General features: G+C 72.3%; 16 protein-coding genes. 8 read left to right on the forward strand and 8 right to left on the reverse strand.

Annotated elements, in window-relative coordinates; translation table 11 throughout:
- Positions 1-136 precede the first annotated feature (136 nt).
- The 5 genes from fabG to AC07F0_RS34210 all read left to right on the forward strand — a co-directional run bounded on the left by fabG (position 137) and on the right by AC07F0_RS34210 (position 4,860).
- A complete protein-coding gene (gene fabG, locus AC07F0_RS34190) occupies positions 137-898 on the forward strand; it encodes a 3-oxoacyl-ACP reductase FabG (RefSeq protein ID WP_020270157.1) in 762 nt (253 codons plus the stop codon).
- Positions 899-919: 21 nt separating this feature from the next.
- Positions 920-1,672 (forward strand): SDR family oxidoreductase, encoded by a 753-nt coding sequence (locus AC07F0_RS34195; RefSeq protein WP_356923866.1) that lies wholly within the window; start codon positions 920-922, stop codon positions 1,670-1,672.
- A 189-nt stretch (positions 1,673-1,861) separates the two neighbouring features.
- Complete coding sequence (locus tag AC07F0_RS34200) at positions 1,862-3,448, forward strand: ABC transporter substrate-binding protein (RefSeq protein WP_478983810.1); 1,587 nt, start codon at positions 1,862-1,864, stop codon at positions 3,446-3,448.
- A gap of 115 nt (positions 3,449-3,563) precedes the next feature.
- Positions 3,564-4,247, forward strand: a complete 684-nt coding sequence (gene ung, locus AC07F0_RS34205) for a uracil-DNA glycosylase (RefSeq protein ID WP_436727699.1) — start codon at positions 3,564-3,566, stop codon at positions 4,245-4,247.
- A 97-nt stretch (positions 4,248-4,344) separates the two neighbouring features.
- Positions 4,345-4,860 (forward strand): hypothetical protein, encoded by a 516-nt coding sequence (locus tag AC07F0_RS34210; protein WP_478983811.1) that lies wholly within the window; start codon positions 4,345-4,347, stop codon positions 4,858-4,860.
- Positions 4,861-5,275: 415 nt separating this feature from the next.
- Here AC07F0_RS34210 and AC07F0_RS34215 read toward each other — a convergent pair whose 3' ends face one another.
- The 3 genes from AC07F0_RS34215 to AC07F0_RS34225 all read right to left on the reverse strand — a co-directional run bounded on the left by AC07F0_RS34215 (position 5,276) and on the right by AC07F0_RS34225 (position 7,070).
- Positions 5,276-5,797 carry a hypothetical protein gene (locus AC07F0_RS34215; protein ID WP_478983858.1) on the reverse strand — a complete coding sequence of 174 codons (522 nt, stop codon included), beginning with the start codon at positions 5,795-5,797 and terminating at the stop codon, positions 5,276-5,278.
- Positions 5,798-5,923: 126 nt separating this feature from the next.
- On the reverse strand, positions 5,924-6,436 hold the full coding sequence (locus AC07F0_RS34220; RefSeq protein ID WP_478983812.1) for a DinB family protein: 513 nt from the start codon (positions 6,434-6,436) through the stop codon (positions 5,924-5,926).
- Between the two features lie 43 nt (positions 6,437-6,479).
- Positions 6,480-7,070 carry a TetR/AcrR family transcriptional regulator gene (locus tag AC07F0_RS34225; protein ID WP_467370234.1) on the reverse strand — a complete coding sequence of 197 codons (591 nt, stop codon included), beginning with the start codon at positions 7,068-7,070 and terminating at the stop codon, positions 6,480-6,482.
- Positions 7,071-7,173: 103 nt separating this feature from the next.
- Between AC07F0_RS34225 and AC07F0_RS34230 the strand changes: the two genes are divergently transcribed.
- Together AC07F0_RS34230 and AC07F0_RS34235 are read left to right on the forward strand one after the other, a co-directional pair.
- Positions 7,174-8,391 (forward strand): FAD-dependent monooxygenase, encoded by a 1,218-nt coding sequence (locus AC07F0_RS34230; RefSeq protein ID WP_478983813.1) that lies wholly within the window; start codon positions 7,174-7,176, stop codon positions 8,389-8,391.
- Positions 8,392-8,404: 13 nt separating this feature from the next.
- Positions 8,405-9,310 carry a Gfo/Idh/MocA family protein gene (locus AC07F0_RS34235; RefSeq protein WP_478983814.1) on the forward strand — a complete coding sequence of 302 codons (906 nt, stop codon included), beginning with the start codon at positions 8,405-8,407 and terminating at the stop codon, positions 9,308-9,310.
- On the opposite strand, the gene lnt is transcribed toward AC07F0_RS34235, so the two are convergent.
- The 5 genes from lnt to AC07F0_RS34260 all read right to left on the reverse strand — a co-directional run bounded on the left by lnt (position 9,234) and on the right by AC07F0_RS34260 (position 13,178).
- Complete coding sequence (lnt, locus tag AC07F0_RS34240; RefSeq protein WP_478983815.1) at positions 9,234-10,799, reverse strand: apolipoprotein N-acyltransferase; 1,566 nt, start codon at positions 10,797-10,799, stop codon at positions 9,234-9,236. The genes AC07F0_RS34235 and lnt overlap by 77 nt on opposite strands.
- Positions 10,800-10,869: 70 nt before the next feature.
- Positions 10,870-11,340 carry a nuclear transport factor 2 family protein gene (locus AC07F0_RS34245; protein ID WP_478983816.1) on the reverse strand — a complete coding sequence of 157 codons (471 nt, stop codon included), beginning with the start codon at positions 11,338-11,340 and terminating at the stop codon, positions 10,870-10,872.
- Between the two features lie 52 nt (positions 11,341-11,392).
- Positions 11,393-11,572 (reverse strand): hypothetical protein, encoded by a 180-nt coding sequence (locus tag AC07F0_RS34250; RefSeq protein WP_436727691.1) that lies wholly within the window; start codon positions 11,570-11,572, stop codon positions 11,393-11,395.
- Positions 11,573-11,669: 97 nt separating this feature from the next.
- Complete coding sequence (locus AC07F0_RS34255; protein ID WP_478983818.1) at positions 11,670-12,545, reverse strand: undecaprenyl-diphosphate phosphatase; 876 nt, start codon at positions 12,543-12,545, stop codon at positions 11,670-11,672.
- A 162-nt stretch (positions 12,546-12,707) separates the two neighbouring features.
- On the reverse strand, positions 12,708-13,178 hold the full coding sequence (locus AC07F0_RS34260; protein WP_436727689.1) for a winged helix-turn-helix transcriptional regulator: 471 nt from the start codon (positions 13,176-13,178) through the stop codon (positions 12,708-12,710).
- Between the two features lie 93 nt (positions 13,179-13,271).
- Here AC07F0_RS34260 and AC07F0_RS34265 point away from each other — a divergent pair, with 93 nt between their 5' ends.
- A complete protein-coding gene (locus AC07F0_RS34265) occupies positions 13,272-14,441 on the forward strand; it encodes a thiolase family protein (protein ID WP_478983819.1) in 1,170 nt (389 codons plus the stop codon).
- Positions 14,442-14,486: the final 45 nt, after the last annotated feature.

A 14,486-nucleotide genomic window follows, 5' to 3' on the forward strand; every position in this document is an offset into this window, starting at 1 on the left:
GCAGGGCGCCGCCGGGCGGGGTGGGTCCGGGTAATGGATCACACCCCGAGCGTGCCCGTTGACACCGGGTGCCAGGGCTTCTAGCGTCACACCCACTGAAGGTACTAAGCGGTCGCTCACCTGAGGAGAAGCAGCCATGTCCACCACTGAGCAGCGGGTCGCCGTCGTCACCGGTGCCGCGCGCGGGATCGGCGCCGCCACCGCCGTACGGCTGGCCGCCGAGGGCCGCGCGGTCGCCGTGCTCGACCTCGACGAGGCGGCCTGCAAGGACACCGTCGAGAAGATCACCGCCGCCGGCGGCAAGGCCATCGCGGTCGGCTGCGACGTCTCGGACGAGGCGCAGGTCGAGGCGGCCGTCGCGCGGATCGCCGAGGAGCTCGGCGCGCCGACCATCCTGGTCAACAACGCGGGCGTGCTGCGCGACAACCTGCTGTTCAAGATGAGCGTCTCCGACTGGGACACCGTCATGAACGTGCACCTGCGCGGCGCCTTCCTGATGTCCAAGGCCTGCCAGAAGCACATGGTGGACGCGGGCTTCGGCCGGATCGTCAACCTGTCGTCGTCCTCGGCGCTGGGCAACCGCGGGCAGGTCAACTACTCGGCGGCCAAGGCCGGCCTCCAGGGTTTCACCAAGACCCTCGCCAAGGAACTCGGCAAGTTCGGCGTCACCGCCAACTCCGTCGCCCCCGGCTTCATCGCCACCGAGATGACCAAGGCCACCGCCGACCGCGTCGGCATGGGCTTCGAGGACTTCAAGGCCGCCGCCGCCACCCAGATCCCGGTGGCGCGCGTCGGGGAGCCGGAGGACATCGCCAACGCCATCGCCTTCTTCACGGGCGAGGCGGCCGGGTTCGTCTCCGGCCAGGTCTTGTACGTGGCCGGCGGACCGCTCGACTAGGGATCACAGGAGCTCACGGACATGACTGAACTCTCCGGCAAGGTCGCGCTCGTCACGGGCGCCAGCCGCGGCATCGGCTACGGCGTCGCCGAGGCCTTCGTCGCACGCGGCGACCGCGTGTGCATCACCGGCCGCACCGAGGACGCCCTGAAGGAGGCCGTCGAGAAGCTCGGCTCCGACCGCGTGGTCTACGCGGTGGGCAAGGCGCACGACGAGGCCCACCAGGCCGCCGCCGTCGAGCGCACGATGGAGGCCTTCGGCCGCGTCGACTACCTGGTCAACAACGCCGGCACGAACCCGGTGTTCGGCCCGATCGCCGATCTGGACCTGAACGTCGCCCGCAAGGTCTTCGAGACCAACGTCGTCTCGGCGCTGGGCTTCGCCCAGAGGACCTGGCACGCCTGGCAGAAGGACAACGGCGGCGCGATCGTCAACATCGCCTCCGTCGCCGGCCTCTCGCCCTCGCCGTTCATCGGCGCGTACGGCGTCAGCAAGGCGGCGATGATCAACCTGACCGTGCAGCTCGCGCACGAGTTCGCGCCCAAGGTCCGGGTCAACGCGATCGCCCCGGCCGTCGTGAAGACCAAGTTCGCCACGGCCCTGTACGAGGGCCGGGAGGAGGAGGCCGCGGCCGCCTACCCGCTCGGCCGGCTCGGCGTGCCCTCCGACATCGGCGGCGCGGCGGCGTTTCTCACCTCCGAGCAGTCCGACTGGGTCACCGGCCAGACGCTCGTCGTGGACGGCGGCATCTTCCTCAACGCCGGCACGGGCTGACGCCGGCGCGTACGGCACGGGCGCCCCTGCGCGGGGGGCGCCCGTCCGGGCACAAAGGCACGGCAAACGGTGATGACAACGTAGTCAAAGGTTTATCGATCAAGGAGTCATGCCCTGGGGTGGGTCAGGGGGCGCGGCACTGCGGTATGGTCTGCCGACCCTTGGTATGGCAGATCGAGGAGCGTGCGCGTGTTCAACCGGAACCGATGCCTGCGGCGGGTGGCGGCCATCGCGTCCATATCGTCCCTGGTCGCCGGATGCGGCGTCCTGTCGTCCGACACTCCGGAGGACGAAGGGCCGATCGTCGTGGGCACCACCAGCGCCCCCAGCACGCTGGACCCTGCCGCCTCCTGGGACAGCTCCTGGGAGCTGTTCCGCAACGTCTACCAGACGCTCCTGAGCTATCCGACCGGCGCGAGCGAGCCCCAGCCGGACGCCGCCGAGAGCTGCGGCTTCAGCGACACCTCGAACCAGGTGTACCGCTGCGAGCTGCGCGAAGACCTGAAGTTCTCCAACGGCGACGCGCTCGACGCGCGTGCCGTGAAGTACTCGTTCGACCGGATCCGCAAGATCAACGTCAACGGCGGCCCCGCCGGTCTGCTCGGCAGCCTGGAGCGGGTCCAGGCGCCGAACGAGCGCGAGGTGATCTTCCACCTCAACAAGCCCGACGCGACCTTCCCGTTCGTGCTGGCCACCCCCGCCATGTCGATCGTCTCCCCGGAGGCCTACCCGGAGGACTCCCTGCGCAAGGGCAGCGACATCGTCGGCTCCGGGCCGTACGCCCTCGACTCCTACGACGAGGGCAAGGAGGCCGTCCTCGTCCGCAACAACGCCTACAAGGGCTACGCGGAGCGCCGGAACGACGCGGTGACGATCCGCTACTTCCAGGACTCCGGCGCCATGGTCAAGGCCCTGAGGGACGAGCAGATCGACGTGACCTACCGCGGTCTGGCCGCCGGCGACGTCGTCGATCTCCAGAGCAAGACCTCCAACGAGGAGGAGATCCAGCTCGTCGAGGGCACCGGCACCGACATCAACTACCTGGTGTTCAACCCGAAGGACTCCTGGGCGAACCGCAAGGCCGTGCGCCAGGCCATCGCGCAGGTCGTCGACCGGGCGGCGATCGCCCACAAGGTCTACAAGGACACCGTAGACCCGCTGTACTCCATGGTCCCCAAGGGCCTCACCGGTCACACGACAGGCTTCTTCGACGACTACGGCGACCCGGACGTCGCCAAGGCCCGCAAGATCCTCACCGGCGCGGGCATCAACCGGCCGGTCCCGCTCACCCTCTGGTACACCAGCGACCGCTACGGCTCCGAGACCGCCGCGGAGTTCAAGGAGCTGGAGCGCCAGCTCGAGGACTCGGGCCTGTTCGAGATCACCCTGAAGAGCCGCCCCTGGAAGACGTACGTCGAGGGCTACCAGAAGGGCGAGTACCCGGTGTTCGGGCGTGGCTGGTTCCCCGACTTCCCGGACGCCGAGAACTTCATCGCGCCGTTCGTCGGAGAGCAGAACGCCCTCGGAACGCCCTACCCGGCGCCCGAGATCACCGGCGAGCTGCTGCCCCGGTCGCGCCGCGAGAGCGACCGCGCGAACGTGGAGAAGGAGTTCGAGGAGGCCCAGCGGATCCTCGTGGACGACGCGCGGCTGCTGCCGCTGTGGCAGGGCCGGCAGTACGTGGCGGCGAGCCGGGACGTCTCGGGCGCGGAGCGGGCCATGGACCCGTCGACGATCATGATGATGTGGGAGCTGCACCGCAAGACGGCCTGGTAGGCGGGGCAAGACCGCCTGGTGGGCGGGGCGGGCAGCGGGCTTTCCCGGCGCGTTGTCAGTGGTCGCCGGTAGGTTCTGTGGCCTGGAAGTGACCGCACATCGTGAGGACGTTGACGTGACCGACATCGCCATGCTGCCCGAGTCCTGGCGCGGGGTTCTGGGTGACGAGCTGCAGCAGCCCTACTTCAAGGAGCTGACGGAGTTCGTCGAGGAGGAGCGGGCGAAGGGTCCCGTCTATCCGCCGCGCGAGGAGGTCTTCGCCGCGCTGGACGCCACGCCGTACGAGCGGGTCAAGGTCCTGGTCCTCGGCCAGGACCCGTACCACGGTGAGGGGCAGGGGCACGGGCTGTGCTTCTCGGTCCGGCCCGGCGTGCGGATCCCGCCGTCCCTGCGGAACATCTACAAGGAGATGCACGAGGAGCTGGGCACGCCGGTCCCGGACAACGGCTACCTGATGCCGTGGGCAGAGCAGGGCGTCCTGCTGCTCAACGCGGTGCTCACGGTCCGCGGCGGCGAGGCCAACTCGCACAAGGGCCGGGGCTGGGAGAGGTTCACGGACGCGGTCATCCGCGCGGTGGCCGGCCGGCCCGACCCGGCGGTGTTCGTGCTGTGGGGGAACTACGCGCAGAAGAAGCTCCCGCTGATCGACGAGTCGCGCCATGTGGTGGTCAAGGGCGCGCATCCGTCGCCGCTGTCGGCGAAGAAGTTCTTCGGCTCGCGTCCGTTCACGCAGATCAACGCGGCGGTGGCGGCGCAGGGGCACGAGCCGATCGACTGGACGATTCCGAACCTGGGCTGACGGCTGACGCCCCGGCGACGTACGGAGCGGCCTCAGCCGGATCCTCCCGGCCTGCGGTTAGCGTCGGGAGGAACAGCGGGCGAGCGGTGCGGAGGGCGTGGTCGTGGAGCGACAGGGACAGGCGGCGCCGGATGCCGTGCCGACGCGGATCGGGCAGGTCGTGATGCTGCACCACGCCGGGGACCGGGAGGAGGCCCGGCAGCGGTTCCTGGACCTGTGGGCGGAGATCGGGGAGCACGGCGACCCGTTGCACCGCTGCACCCTCGCCCACTACCTGGCCGACACGCAGGACGATCCCGCCGACGAACTGGCCTGGGACCTGCGCGCGTTGACGGCGGCGGAGGAGCTCACCGACGCCGGGGCCCCCTCGGGGGAGGGGGCACTCGCGGTCCGCGCGTTCTACCCCTCCCTGCACCTCAACCTGGCCGCCGACTACGACAGACTCGGCCGCCGCGACGCCGCCCGCGCACACCTGCGGCGGGCCCGGGGAGCGGCCAGGGCCCTCAGCGACGACCCCTACGGCGAGGGCGTCCGAGCGGCCATCAGCCGACTGGAGTCCCGGCTGGGCGAGGACGGCGGGGGGACGTGGTCGCCGCCGAGGCAGCGGCCGTAGCGCCCGGAGCAGGCCTTCCGGGCACGGCCGTCGCGCCGGGAGGGGCGAGGGCCTCTCCGGACGTGATCGACCGATCGAGGTGGTCGTAGGCCCGGTCCCGGCGCGTTCAGCGCCAAGCCCGCCGTGGCGCCGGGAGAGGGCCCGGCGGCCACTTCGGACAGTGGCCGTGGCTCCGGCTGCGGTTCCGACGGCCGCTCGGGGCACCGCCTGGCGCCGGCAGCGAGTTCCGGCGCCGCTCGGGGGCGGCGGCCGTGGCGCCCGGAGCCGGGCGGGATCCCCGGGCAGGCCGTGGCGCGGGCGGGACAGGGCCCGCGCGGCAGGGCCCCGAGTGGCGACCGCCGTGTCGGCAGGCCGCGGCCGAGGCGGCGGGTTCCGGCTGCGCCGGGCCGCTCCCAGGGCCCGCCCCGGGCGTGGGTCAAGGCCCGTACGTGTCGCGGCAGATGGTCGCCTCCGGGCTGTCCGGCCGCCAGCCTCCATAGCGTCTGCCCAGTGCGCACACGTCCGTGTTGTCCGGGACACGCTCCCGGGCGTCCTGGCGTACCGACTCCAGCGCCTCGGGCAGGCCGGTGTGCGGGCGCCGTGGGCCGAGATGTGCCGGCTCGGGGCGTTCCGGGCGGGCGGGGCGCGGGCGGACGTCCGGGGGACCGGGCGGCTGCCGCCGCTGCGGCGCGGTGGCCGCCGGCGTGGTCAGCCGCGACGGGGACGCGGCCGGCTCCGGACGGCGGGACTCCTCGATGAGTTGCAGGGCCTCGCGAGCCGGTGCCTGCACGATCTGGGTCTCCGCCCGCCCCTCCGGCTGCGGCGCCGACGGCCGGGACGGAGCCGCCGGCGGCCCGGGAACGGGGGGATGCCGGACCGTCGTACAGCCGGTGAGGGCCGAGACAGCCACGGTCACCAGGAGCGTCGCTGTGGTCGTCGTTCGATGCACCCGCGCCACTTTGGTGCGTCCGGCCCGCGGCAGGGCAGCGTACGGGCGGAGGATGCCCCGCACGGGTGATCTCGCTCCCCGTACGGAGGCAGTCGGCCCGTCCGCGGTGACGTCGTCGGCCGGTCCCGGCCGGCGTCAGTCGCCGGTCGAGCCGTCGATGCGCTCGCGGATCAGGTCGGCGTGGCCGTTGTGCCGCGCGTACTCCTCGATCATGTGGGTGTAGAGCCACCGCAGGTTGAACCGCTCGCCGGTGCGGCGGTGCTTGCCCTCGGAGAGGTCGTCCAGCCCGAAGCGGGCGGCGTTGCTCCGGGCGGTCTCGATCTCGGCCTGCCAGGCGGCGTATGCCTCCTGGTAGGTGTCCGCCTCGGTCAGGCGGAATTCGGCGTCCGGGTCCTCGTCGCTCCAGTAGAGCGGCATCACGGCCTCGTCCGTGAGCACCCGGCGGAACCAGCTGCGCTCCACGTCCGCCATGTGCCGCACCAGCCCCAGCAGGGACAGGTCGGAGGGCTCCACGGCGGGGGACCTGAGCTGCTCGTCGGTGAGGCCCTCGCACTTCCACGCGAGAGTCTGCCGGTGGAACTCCAGCCAGCCCTCCAGCATGGTGCGTTCGTCGGCGGTCGTGGCAGGCATACGGCGTTCGGTCGTCATGCCCGCATCCTTTCCCAGCGCCCCCTGCCGCACCACGGCTTTTTCAGGCCCCGAGCATCCCGTCCAGCAGCTCCCGCAGCCCGGCCCGCACCTCCTCCAGGCTCGGCACCTCGGCACCGAACGACCCCGCCACGCAACTGAACATCAGCCCGTCCGCCCAGGAGATCAGGGACAGCGTGTGCCGGGCCGGGTCCGTCGAGCCCATCCCGGTGACGAGTGCGGCCAGCTGCTCACGGAAGCGGGCGCCCGTCGCGTCGAAGTAGGCCCGCAGCTCCGGGCGGCGCGTGGCCTCCAGGGCCAGTTCGTAGCGGGCGAGGGTGAGTTCGCGGTTGCGGGTCAGCGCGCGGTGGGTGGCCAGGGCCAGCGCGTCCGCCAGGGAGCCGGACCCGGCCCGGGGATCAGGCATCTCGTGCAGCGCCAGCACCCGCGCCTCGCGGTCGGCCAGGCGCCGCACCGCCAGTTCCAGCAGGGCCTGCCGAGTGCGCGCGAGGTTCGACGTGGAGCCCTGGGGGAGCCCGGCCGCCTCGTCGACCGCCCGGTGCGTGAGGCCCCGCATCCCGCGCTCGGCGAGCAGGGCGAGGGCGGTGTCGGCGACGAGGTCGGAGCGGGAGGGGCCGGCGGTGCGTACGGACATGGACCTCACGCTACCCCTCTCACTACAGCCGTAGTAAGCTCACGGTGAACTACAGGTGTAGTCACCGGCCGGGCTGGTCCGGCCGCCGGTTCGAGGAGGAGCCATGACACAGGCGAGGCGAGCTGTCGTGATCGGCGGCGGCATCGGAGGCCTGACCGCGGCGGCCGCACTGCACCTGCTCGGCTGGCGGGTCACCGTGCTGGAGCGCGCCCGTTCACTGGAGCCGGTCGGCGCCGCCATCTCCCTCGCCCCCAACTCCCTGCGCGCGCTGGACGTCATCGGCCTCGGCGACGAGATCCGTGACCTCGCCGCCTGGTCCGGGGACGGCGGGCTGCGCACACCGTCCGGCCGGTGGCTCTCGCGCTCCTCCGCCGACGCCGCCGCCGAGCGCTTCGGCGGCCCGCTCGTGCTGCTGCACCGCGCCACCCTGGTCGAGCGCCTGACCGCACTGCTCCCGCCGGACGCGGTCCGCACGGCCGCCGCCGCGACCCTCGCCCACAGCGGCGACCCCGACCGGCCCGCCCGCGTCACCACCGCGGACGGCGAGTTGGAGGCCGACCTGGTGGTGGGCGCCGACGGCGTCCGGTCCGCCGTACGCAGGGCGCTCTTCCCCGGCCACCCGGGGCCCGTCTACTCCGGGTTCACCACCTGGCGGGTCGTGATCCCCGTGCCCGGCGCCGAGTTCGCCTCGCACGAGACCTGGGGCAGGGGCCACATCTGGGGCACGCACCCCCTCAAGGACGGCCGCGTCTACGCCTACGCCGCCGCCGTGACACCCGCCGGAGGACGCGCCCCCGACGACGAGAAGGCCGAGCTGCTGCGCCGCTTCGGCGACTGGCACGACCCGATCCCCGCCGTGCTCGCCGCCGCCCGCCCCGAGGACGTCCTGCGGCACGACGTCCACCACATCGCCCCACCCCTGCCCGCCTACCACCACGGCAGGGTGGCCCTGGTCGGCGACGCCGCGCACGCCATGCCCCCGACCCTCGGCCAGGGCGGCAACCAGGCCATCGAGGACGCGATCGTCCTCGCGCACCACTGCGACGACCTCCCCGCCTACACCGCCGCCCGGCTGCCCCGTACGACCGCCGTCGCACGCCAATCCGTGCGGGTCGCCCGCCTCAACCTCATGACCGGCCGCCTCGGGGCAGTCGTACGCGACACGGCCCTGGCCGCGCTGTCGAAGGCCGGACCGGCCCTGTTCCTGCGGAGCTTCGACGGCATCGCCGACTGGCGGCCCCCTGGGGGCACCGCCCGCTCGGGCGAAGCCGAGAGCGGGGGAAGCCGTATGCTCCGAGCAGACCCGGCAGGCAACCGTTAGAGGAGAGCACCCCGTGAAGGTCGGCTGCATCGGACTCGGCGACATCGCGCAGAAGGCCTACCTTCCGGTGCTCGCCTTCCAGCCCGGGGTGGAGCTGCACCTCCAGACGCGCACGCCCGCCACGCTCGACCGGGTCGCCGACGGCCTCCACATCCCGCGGGAGCGGCGGCACACCACCCTCGACTCCCTCCTCGCGACCGGCCTCGACGCCGCCTTCGTGCACGCGCCCACGCTCGTGCACCCGGACATCGTGACCCGGCTGCTGGAGGCGGGCGTGCCGACGTACGTCGACAAGCCGCTCGCCTACGAACTCGACGCGTCCGCACGGCTGGTGGCGCTCGCCGAGGAGCGGGACACGAGCCTCGCGGTCGGCTTCAACCGGCGTCACGCCCCCGGCTACACGCAGTGCGCCGACCATCCGCGCGAGCTGATCCTGATGCAGAAGAACCGCATCGGGCTCCCGGAGGAGCCGCGCACGATGATCCTGGACGACTTCATCCACGTCGTCGACACCCTGCGGTTCCTGGTGCCCGGCGAGGTCGACGACGTCACCGTGCGCGCCCGCGTCCAGGACGGCCTGCTGCACCACGTCGTGCTCCAGCTCGCCGGGGACGGCTTCACCGCGCTCGGCGTGATGAACCGGCTCAGCGGTTCGGCCGAGGAGATCCTCGAGGTGTCAGGGCAGGACACCAAGCGGCAGGTGATCAACCTCGCCGAGGTCGTCGACCACAAGGGGCAGCCGACCGTGCGGCGGCGCGGCGACTGGGTGCCGGTGGCCCGGCAGCGCGGCATCGAGCAGGCGGTGCTGGCGTTCCTGGACGCCGTGCGGGCGGGCAAGGTGCTCAGCGCCCGGGACGCGCTGGAGACTCATGAACTGTGCGAGCGGGTGGTACGCGCGGTCCAGGAGCGGACCGCCTGAGCCGCAGCGTCCGTACGCCCTCGCCGGCGGCCCACGCGGCGAGGATGAGCATGGCCGCGTGCACGGTCCAGTCACCGAGGCGCACATACGGCGTGGTGCCGTGGGCGAGGGGCACGTCGTAGACCTGCGTGGCGGACGCGTCCGTCCCCAGCCACGGGCCCAGGCCCTGCCCGCTCGGGCCGTAGACGGCGGAGACACCCGTCAGCGTCGCGTGCACCATCGGGCGGCCGGTCTCCGCGGCGCGCAGCGCGGCGAGCGAGGCGTGCTGATCGGGCGCCCAGCTGTTCTGGAACGTGGAGGTCGACGACTGGCCGATCAGCACGTCGACGCCCTCGCGGGTGAGGTGGCGGGTCATGTCGGGGAAGGCCGTCTCGAAGCACACCATCGGGCCGACGCGCAGGCCGTCCCCCACGTTCATCACGACCGGCTGGGAGCCGCGCATGCGGTCCTCGCCCGCCGCCTTGCCGACGGAGGTGGCCCAGCCGAGCAGGGAGCGGGCCGGGACGTACTCGCCGAAGGGGACGAGCCGCATCTTGTCGTAGCGCTCGCCGGTGAGGCCGTCGGGGCCGACCAGGATGGAGCTCTTGTAGATGCCGGGCTTGTCGGAGCGCCGGGCGTCCACGTTGACCAGGATGCCGGCGTCGGTCGCACGGGACAGGTCCGCGAGCCGCCGGGCGAGGTCGGGCCGGTCCCCGAGGTCGAAACCGACGCTGCTCTCGCCCCAGACGATCAGGTCGACGTCCTGTCCGGCGAGCCGGCGCGTGAGCTGTTCCTCGCGTGCGAGCCGGTGGCTCGGGCCCTCGATGACACCGGGCTGGACGACGGCGATCCTGACCTGGCCGTCGACGTCGGGGCGGGGCGAGAGGGACCAGGCGGCGGAGGTGGCGGCGGCCGTGGCGACGAGCCCGGCCACGGCGGGCACGCGGGCCTGCCGGACCGCGACGAGGATGGCGACCGCGACGTTGACTACCACGAGCAGGAAGCTGAGCAGCCACACTCCACCGACCGAGGCCAGCCGCAGCGCCGGCTCGACCTGCCACTGACTGGAGCCGAGCATGCCCCAGGGGCCGCCGAGGCCCTGCCAGGAGCGGACCAGCTCGACGGCCAGCCAGCCGGACGGCAGGACGACGAGCGCGGCTGCGATCCGCCGCCGCGAGGGCAGGCCGGCCAGCAGCCGGTGCACGAGCCACCCCCACAGGGCCCACAGGGCGCCGAGCAGCGCGGCGAGGACGAACGTGAACACGTGCAGGAAGGGCAGCAGCCAGTGGTGCATGGCCAGCATGAAGCCGAACCCGCCGCACCAGCCGTCGTACGCCGCGCGCTTGCCGGTCGGCGCGGTGCGCATCAACAGGATCCAGGGGACCAGGGCGACGTAGGCGCACCACCACAAGGAGGGGGCGGGATAGGCGAGTACGGGAAGGGCGCCCGCGATCACGGCGGCGGCCGAGCGCCGCCACGGGGAGGCGAGCCAGTCACCGAGCGTCTTCATAGGCGCCTCCTACCCCGCGGGTGCCTCCAGTGTGCGCCCTGCGGACGATCTAGGACAGACGCCCGCCGGGTCAGTGGACCACAGGTGCCGTCCGCCGCTCGGGAAGGCGCCGCCACTTCTCCCGGACGACCACCTCGGTCAGCCGCCAGCCGTCGATCGTGCGCCGCAGCGCGAAGGAGTACCGGCCGCCGCACACGAAGTCCGGCGCGTGCCCTTCGGTGGCCATGGGGTTGATGTAGTCGGCCTGGACCTGGGCCGTGTCGCCGGTGTCCTGCTCCCGGACGCCGAAGCGCACCCGCCGGTTGACGATCAGGTGCTGTCGCATCGGAAAGAGCCGCATGCTCTCGGCGAGCCACGCGGCGACCGCCGTGGCCTCTCCCTCGATGCCGCCGGCCGAGCGGTAGTCCGCCCGTCCCTGAGGGACGAACAGCCCCCGGTACCCCTCCCAGTCGCCGTCGTCGACCGCCACCGCGTAGTCGGTGATCAGTCCGTCGACGGCCAGCCGGTCCCTCACGGTGGCGAGCTCCACGCGCTGCGTCATCGGCTCAGTGTTGGGCATGGGAAGCGCGGAGCCAAGGGGTGTGCGGTGAGCGTCAGGCCGCCTTGACGACGGCGCCGCGGATCGCGGTCGCCCACTCGACGACCAGCAGCTCGTACTCCGCGCGCTCCTCGGGCGACAGGGTGCCGCCCGTGCGCCGCCAGAGCGCACGGATCTCCTCGTTGACCTCGGCGGCGGACCGCACGGAACCAGGGGGCACGAAATCGGGGGACATGCGGACAAGCGTAGGGGCAGCCACTGACAGCCCGCTACCGGACGGCTACCCCCGCGCTATGCGGTTGGTCACGAGATGCGGGTCACAGACCGCCGGGTCAGCCCGCCGACTCGGCCGCGTGCGGGCTCAGCGCACCCATGGACACCAGCACGATGATGAGGACGCCGAGCGCGATCCGGTACCAGACGAACGGCATGAAGCTCTTGGTCGAGATGAACTTCATGAACCACGCGATCACCGCGTAGCCGACCCCGAAGGCGATGATCGTCGCGAAGATCGTCGGTCCCCACGAGACATGGCCGCCCTCCGTCGCGTCCTTGAGCTCGAACAGGCCGGAGGCGAGCACCGCGGGGATCGCGAGCAGGAAGGAGTAGCGGGCCGCGGCCTCGCGCTTGTAGCCCATGAACAGGCCGCCGCTGATGGTGGCGCCGGAGCGGGAGACGCCCGGGATGAGCGCCATGGCCTGGCAGACGCCGTAGATCAGGCCGTCCCGCACGCCCAGGTCCTCCAGGGCCTTGCGCTGCTTGGGCGCGCGGTGCTTGCCGCCGCTCTCGTCCCGTGCCGCGAGCCGGTCGGCGACGCCCAGGACGATGCCCATGCCGATCAGCATCGTCGCGGTGATCCGCAGGTCGCGGAACGGTCCCTCGATCTGGTCCTTCAGCGTCACGCCGAGCACACCGATCGGGATCGAGCCGACGATGACCAGCCAGCCCATCCGTGCGTCGGGGTCGCTGCGCAGCTCCTTGCTCGTGAGCGAGCGCGTCCACGCCGAGATGATCCGCCCGATGTCCTTGCGGAAGTAGATCAGCACGGCGGCCTCGGTGCCGATCTGAGTGATCGCCGTGAAGGCCGCGCCCGGGTCCTCCCAGCCCGAGAAGGCCGCCGTCAGCCGCAGGTGAGCGCTGGAGGAGACGGGGAGGAACTCGGTCAGCCCCTGGACGAGTCCGAGGATGAGTGATTCGAACCAAGACATGAGGTAGCGGAGTCCAAGTGCCGATCGTGGAACGGACGACGGGCACACCGGGCCGCCGGGTGTGACGACCGGGGGATCAGATGTGCCGAGGGGGAAGCGTAGCGCCCCCGGATGGCCGCTCCGACACAGGGGTTTGGCCGGTGCTCCGCGGCAGGGGCGGGATCAGGCCGCCGTCGGTCCGGTCACCGTCCAGCCGGGCGACTGGGGGTGGGCCCTGAGGTCCTCGTGTCGCACCTCGTCGCCGCAGGCCCGGCAGGTGACGACCGGGGTGAGCGCCCGGCCGCAGGAGTGCTCCACGACCATCGGACGGTCGCCGTCCGTCCGCAGATGGCGGTCGCCCCAGGCCATGAGGGTCATCAGCACGGGCTCCAGTTCCAGCCCGGCCCGGGTGGGCCGGTACTCGAAGCGCTGCGGGCGCTCGCTGTAGGGCTGCTTGACCAGGATCCCGGCGTCGACGAGCCGGCGCAGCCGCGTGGCGAGGATGTCGCGCGGTGCGCCGATGTTGCGCACCAGCTGGTCGAAACGGCCGTTGCCCAGGCACACCTCCCGCAGCACGAGCAGCGAGTACTTCTCGCCGACCAGGGCCAGGGTGTCGGCGATGGAGCAGGGGCGCGGGTCTTTGCTGGCGGCCATGAGGCTCAGTCTAAGAGAGGGTTGGAATTTCAAACCCATGGGGCTACGGTGAGTTTGAATTTCCTACTCGCTGGTAGTCCTGGAGGCCGCACCATGCGTGACGCAGTCATCGTCGAAGCCGTACGCACCCCGATCGGCAAGGGCAAGCCGAACGGCGCCCTCGCGCACGTCCACCCGGTGGAGCTCCTCGCCCACACCCTGCGCACCCTCGTCGAACGCTCCGGCGTCGACCCGGCGCTGATCGACGACGTCATCGGCGGCACCGTCGACCAGGTCGGCGAGCAGGCCATGAACACCACCCGCTACGCCGCCCTGTCCGCGGGCTTCCCGGAGTCGGTGCCCGCGACCACCGTGGACCGCCAGTGCGGCTCCTCCCAGCAGGCCGTGCACTTCGCGGCCCAGGGCGTCCTCGCGGGCGCGTACGACCTCGTCGTGGCCTGCGGGGTCGAGTCGATGAGCCGGGTGCCGATGTGGTCGAACGTGCCCGCGGGCAAGGACCCGTTCGGCCCCGGGATCGCCGAGCGCTACCCCGAGGGACTCGTCCCGCAGGGCATCAGCGCCGAACTCATCGCCGCCAAGTGGTCGATCGGCCGCGAGCAGATGGACGAGTTCGCCGTCTCGTCGCACCGCAGGGCCGCGGCGGCCTGGGACGGCGGGCTCTTCGACGCCGAGGTCGCGCCCCTGGAGGGCGTCGCGCGCGACGAGTGCGTACGGCCCGGCAGCACCACCGGGATCCTCGCCGGCCTCAAGCCCGCCTACTACGACCCCGGCTTCGCCGAACGCTTCCCGCAGATCGAGTGGAACGTCACGGCGGGCAACGCCAGCCCGGTCAACGACGGCGCCTCGGCGGTGCTCATCACCTCCAGCGAGACGGCGGCCCGGCTCGGCCTGCGCCCGCTCGCCCGGTTGCACAGCTTCGCCGTGACCGGCTCCGACCCGCTGCTGATGCTCACCGGCGTCGTCCCGGCGACGGAGAAGGTACTGCGCAGGGCGTCGCTGAGCCTCGACGACATCGACCTGTTCGAAGTCAACGAGGCGTTCGCGGCCGTCGTCCTGGCCTGGCAGCAGGAGACCGGCGCCGACCTAGCCCGGGTCAACGTGCACGGCGGCGCCATAGCGCTCGGCCATCCGCTCGGCGCGAGCGGCACCCGCCTGACGACGACGCTGGTGCACGCGATGCGGGAACGGGGCGCCCGGTACGCGCTCCAGACCATGTGCGAGGCCGGCGGGCTCGCCAACGCCATGGTGCTGGAACGAGTGTGAGCCCGGCGGGCGCAACGGGTGTGCGCCCGCCGGGCTCAACGGTTC

The sequence above is a fragment of the Streptomyces sp. NPDC045955 genome, from assembly GCF_056430805.1.